The 4,259-nt window shown below is 69.0% G+C and carries 4 protein-coding genes; all 4 read right to left on the reverse strand.

Annotation, left to right across the window (positions count from 1 at the left end; genetic code table 11):
* A partial coding sequence (locus PHQ87_RS14635) for an aconitase family protein (RefSeq protein ID WP_300235924.1) occupies window positions 1-142 on the reverse strand: 142 nt, incomplete at its 3' end.
* A gap of 27 nt (window positions 143-169) precedes the next feature.
* Window positions 170-1,114, reverse strand: coding sequence for a LysR family transcriptional regulator (locus PHQ87_RS14640; RefSeq protein WP_300235915.1), 945 nt, complete (start codon window positions 1,112-1,114; stop codon window positions 170-172).
* A 43-nt stretch (window positions 1,115-1,157) separates the two neighbouring features.
* Entirely contained in the window at window positions 1,158-3,914 is a 2,757-nt protein-coding gene (locus tag PHQ87_RS14645) for a cation-transporting P-type ATPase (RefSeq protein ID WP_300235918.1), read from the reverse strand.
* Between the two features lie 157 nt (window positions 3,915-4,071).
* On the reverse strand, window positions 4,072-4,259 hold a 188-nt coding region (locus PHQ87_RS14650), incomplete at its 5' end, for a citrate/2-methylcitrate synthase (RefSeq protein WP_300235921.1).

A 4,259-nucleotide genomic window follows, 5' to 3' on the forward strand; every position in this document is an offset into this window, starting at 1 on the left:
CGGCCTGGCGCAGGCCTTCGAAGGCCTGCGGGCTGGTGACCTCGTGCACCAGGTGGCGGTCGATGTAGAGCACGGCGGTGCCGTCTTCTTCGGTGTGGACGACGTGTTCGTCCCAGATCTTGTCGTACAGCGTGCGTGCCATGTGGGGATTCCTTGTCGTTGATGAATTTTATGCGGGGGTACCAGCCTCGGGAGTGTCGCCGTGCGCCTTCAGGTGCTCCACCAGCAAGCGGGCGGACATGGGCAGGGTGTTGAAGTCGCGCGCCACGAGATCGATGCGGCGGCGCGCCCAGGTATCGGTAAGTGGCACGCAGGCCAGCGTGCCAGTGCCTTGCATCAGCTCGAAGGCGCGCAGGGGCATCAGGCCGACGCCCAGGCCGTTGTCGATCATGCGGCACATGGCGTCCAGGCCGGTGACACGAATGCGCAGCCGGATGCCGCGGCCGGCCGCGGCGGCGGCCGCGTGCATGGCCCGGTAGATGGAGCTGTTGGCGTGCAGGCCGACATGGTCCCAGTCCAGGGTGTCGGCAAAAGCCAGGGGGCCGCGTGCCGCCAGGGGGTGGTGCCGTGGCATGGCCAGGACCAGGTGGTCTTGTCGGTACGCCTGCCGGTGCAGCCCCCCGAGGTCGCCGCCGGCCCCGGTGTGGCAGATGCCCAGGTCGGCGGCGCCTTCGTGCACCGCGCGGATCACTTCGAAGGACAGATGCTCCTCCAGATCGATCTTGACGGCGCCGTGCGAGCGGATGAAGGTGCCGAGGTCCTCGGGCAGGAACTGTACGATGGCCGAGATGTTGGCGTGTACCCGCACGTGCCCGCGTACGCCGTCGGCGTATTCGGCCAGCTCGTGGTGCATGCGGTCGAGGCTGAACAGCATGCTGCGGGCATGGTGCAGCAGGCTCTCGCCGGCCGGCGTCAGGCGCACGCCGCGCGCATGCCGGTGCAGCAGCAGCGTGCCCAGCGTGGCTTCGAGGTCGGACAGGCGCTTGCTGACCGCCGATGCGGCGATGAATTCATGCTCGGCCGCGCGGCCGATACTGCCGTGCTCGCACACCGCCACGAAAAGCTGCAGTGTGGTGAGGTCGATCTGACGGGTGAAATTGCGGTCGGACAGCATGGCGATCAGGCATCGAATACTGCGATGTCTGATCCTTATTTTCCTATGAAGTTCGCGTTTTTTGCATCTTCAAATGCGATGTCTTCATTGCCGTACGACGCAGCACCAGCTTCTCGATCTCTGCGATCGCAAACACCATCGCGCCCGCCAACAGCACGCGCAGCCATTCGCCGGGCGACAGATCGACGGAACCGAACACGGCCTGCAGCCAGGGTGTGTGCACGAAAGCCAGTTGCAGCAGTGCGCACACGGCGATGGCCACGAGTGCCTGCGGGTTGCCCAGCAGACCCTCGCGCGTGAGCGCGCTGCGCAGGATGTGGCGGCTGCTGAGCAGGTAGAACATCTCGGACGCCACCACGGCGCTCACGGCCATGGTGCGGGCCTTCTCCAGGCCGGCGCCGCGCTCGAGCTCCCACAGAAAGAGCCCGAGCGAAGCTGCTGCCATGAGCAGCGACACCATGAGCACGCGCCACACGAACAGGCCCGAGAGCAGCGATTCGCGTGGATCGCGCGGCGGGCGCCGCATCACGTCGTGCTCGGTTGGCTCGAAAGCCAGTGCCAGGCCCAGCGTGCCCGAGGTCGCGAGGTTGATCCACAGCACCTGCGCGGCGGTGAGCGGCAACTGCAGTGCGAAGGCGATGGCGGCGAACACGACCAGCGCCTCGCCGCCGTTGGTCGGCAGCATGAAGAGGATGAACTTGCGCACGTTGTCGTACACGCCCCGGCCCTCGCGCACGGCCGCGCCGAGGGTGGCGAAGTTGTCGTCGGCCAGCACCATGGCGGCGGCGTCCTTGGCGGCCTCGGTGCCGTTTTTGCCCATGGCCACGCCCACGTCGGCGCGCTTGAGGGCCGGCGCGTCGTTCACGCCGTCGCCCGTCATCGCGACGACCTCGCCGCGCGCCTGCAGCGCCTGCACCAGCCGGATCTTGTGCTCGGGGCTGGCGCGGGCGAACACGTCCACGCCGCTCACCACCTCGCGCAGCGCGTCGTCGTCCATCAGCTCGATCTCGGCGCCGGTGAGGGCGGGGCGTCCCAGACCAAGGCCCAGCTGCGCGCCAATGGCGCGGGCCGTCTCGGCATGGTCGCCGGTGATCATCTTCACGCGCACGCCCGCCGCGTGGCATTCGGCCACGGCGGCCAGGGCCTCCGGGCGCGGCGGGTCCATGCTGCCCAGCAGACCGAGCAAGGTGAAGCCGCTTTCCATGTCGTCGAAGGACAGGGTGTGCTGCTGCGCGGGCACGCGCTTGATGGCGATGGCCAGCACGCGCAGCGCGCGTGCCGCGCAGTCGTTGACGGCTCGGCGCCAGTAGGTGTGGTCGAGGGCAGCCGTGTCGTCCTCGCCGGGCCCGCTGGCCTGTGTTGAGCACATGTCGAGCACGCGCTCGGGCGCGCCCTTGACCATGATGAGCGCATGGCCCGCGTGGTCGTGATGCAGCGTTGCCATGAAACGGTGCTCGGACTCGAACGGGATGGCATCGATGCGCGGCAGCGCGGCCTGGGTGGCGCCGCTGTCCAGACCGGCCTTGAGGGCGAAGGTGAGCAGCGCGCCTTCGGTCGGGTCTCCCGTGAGCGACCAGCCCTCGGCGCCATGGTGCAGCGTGGCGTCGTTGCACAGCAGGTCCACGCGGGCCACGGCCTGTAGCCGGGGCTGCTCGGCCGGTGCCACGGCACGACCGCCGGCCTGGAAGCCGCCTTGTGGCGCGTAGCCGGTGCCCGTCACGTCGTACACGCGCTCGGCTGTGATCGCGCGCTGCACCGTCATCTCGTTGCAGGTGAGGGTGCCGGTCTTGTCCGAACAGATTACCGTGACCGAGCCCAGCGTTTCCACCGCCGGCAGGTGGCGTACGATGGCGCGGTGCTGGGCCATGCGCCGCACGCCCAGCGCCAGGGTGATGGTCATGATGGCGGGCAGCCCCTCGGGGATGGCCGATGCCGCCAGCGCCACGGCCATCATGAACATGTCGGAGGGTGCCTGTCCGCGCCAGAGCACGCCGATGGCAAAGGTGAGCGCCACGAACAGCAGGATGGCCCCTGCCAGCCAATGGCTGAAGCGCGCGATCTGGCGCATCAGCGGCGTGGTGCTGGCCTCTACCTGGGCCAGCAGCGTGCTGATGCGCCCCAGCTCGGTGCGCGAGCCTGTGGCCACCACCACGCCCACGGCCGTGCCGGCGGCCACCAGCGTGCCCGAGTAGAGCATGCCGCGGCGGTCGCCCAGCGCAGCGTCCTCGGCCACCGGAGCCCCGGTCTTGTCGCTGGGCACGGACTCGCCGGTCAGTACGGCCTCATCGGCGCGCAGGCTCTTGGCAGAGACGATGCGCAGGTCGGCCGGCACCTTGTCGCCCGAGGCCAGCAGCACCACGTCGCCGGGCACGAGTTGCTCGGCCGCCACCATCTGCCGCTCACTGCCGCGCAGCACCGTGGCCTGGGGCGAGAGCATGCGGCGGATGGCGTCCAGCGCCGATTCGGCCTTGCCTTCCTGCACAAAGCCGATGAGTGCATTGATGATGACCGCGCCGAGCAGCACGCCGGTGTCGATCCAGTGACCCAGCGCGGCGGTGACGGCGGCCGATCCCAGCATCACGTAGATCAGCACGTTGTGGAATTGCGCCAGCAGCCGTCGCCATGCGGGTCGGCGCGGCGATGCGGGCAGGCGATTGGGGCCGTGTGCGGCCAGGCGGCGCGTGGCCTCGTCAGGGTGCAGGCCGGTTTGCGCGCTGGTGCCCAGTTGGCGAGCGACGGCGTCGGCGCTCAGGGCGTGCCAGACGATGTCGGGGTGGTCGTTAGAGGGTGTCAATGGCATGTGTGGTGCGCATGCATGAAGTTCCAGGCCACCAGGCCTCGCGGGAGAATCAAACAGCGCAACATCCCAGTCTAATGCGGTAAAAAAACGCCCATCGGGCCATTGCGGCGCGATGGGCGTTCGGGTGTGCCGCGTCCGCGGCACGGGGGCAGGGGTGTTAGGCTTTGCTGCCCGGCACGTCGCGGCGCGGCGCACCCGTGAACAGCTGGCGCGGACGGCCGATCTTGTACTCGGGGTCGGCCAGCATCTCGTTGAGCTGGGCGATCCAGCCGACGGTGCGGGCCAGCGCGAAGATGCCGGTGAACAGGCTGACCGGGATGCCGATGGCGCGCTGCACGATACCGG

This window comes from Hydrogenophaga sp. (assembly GCF_028698005.1).
Classification (GTDB): domain Bacteria; phylum Pseudomonadota; class Gammaproteobacteria; order Burkholderiales; family Burkholderiaceae_C; genus Hydrogenophaga.